Below are 1,021 nucleotides of genomic sequence, written 5' to 3' on the forward strand. Positions count from 1 at the left end.
CGGACTCAGAGGTGCTGACGGACTCGCTCTCGGACTCGGACTCCGACTCGCTCTCGCTGGCCGACTCGGACTCGGACTCAGAGGTGGAGGTCGACTCCGACTCGGACTCGCTCGTGCTCTCGGACTCCGACTCGCTCTCGGACTCCGACTCGCTCTCGGACTCGGAGGCGGACTCGCTCTCGGACTCCGACTCCGAGGAGGACTCGGACTCCGAGGTGCTGACGGACTCGCTCTCGGACTCCGACTCCGAGGTGCTCTCGGACTCGGAGGCGGAGGTGCTCTCCGACTCGGACTCGGAGGCGCTCTCGGACTCGGACTCGGAGGTGGATGCGCTCTCGGACTCGGAGGTGGACTCCGACTCGCTGACGGAGATGGACTCCGACTCGCTCTCGCTGGCCGACTCGGACTCAGAGGTGCTGACGGACTCGCTCTCGGACTCGGACTCCGACTCGGACTCGCTCGTGCTCTCGCTCTCCGACTCGGAGGCGGACTCGGACTCGCTGACGGAGATGGAGGTCGACTCGCTCTCGCTGGCCGACTCGGACTCCGACTCGCTCGTGCTCTCGGACTCCGACTCGCTCTCGGACTCGGAGGCGGACTCGCTCTCGGACTCCGACTCGGACTCAGAGGTGGAGGTCGACTCCGACTCGGACTCCGACGTGCTCTCGCTCTCGGACTCGGAGGTGGACTCGGACTCGGACTCCGACTCCGAGGAGGACTCGGACTCCGAGGTGCTGACGGACTCGCTCTCGGACTCCGACTCCGAGGTGCTCTCGGACTCGGAGGCGGAGGTGCTCTCCGACTCGGACTCGGAGGTGGATGCGCTCTCGGACTCGGAGATGGACTCCGACTCGCTGACGGAGATGGACTCCGACTCGCTCTCGCTGGCCGACTCGGACTCAGAGGTGCTGACGGACTCGCTCTCGGACTCGGACTCCGACTCGCTCTCGCTGGCCGACTCGGACTCGGACTCAGAGGTGGAGGTCGACTCCGACTCGGACTCGCTCGTGCTCTCGGACTC

At 66.8% G+C, this 1,021-nt stretch carries 1 pseudogene; it reads left to right on the forward strand.

The window, feature by feature from the left end:
* A pseudogene (locus FYJ68_RS10025) lies at nucleotides 1-1,021 on the forward strand (serine-rich repeat glycoprotein adhesin); the annotation flags it as partial.

The sequence above is a fragment of the Olsenella porci genome (genome assembly GCF_009695875.1).
Lineage (GTDB): Bacteria > Actinomycetota > Coriobacteriia > Coriobacteriales > Atopobiaceae > Olsenella_H > Olsenella_H porci.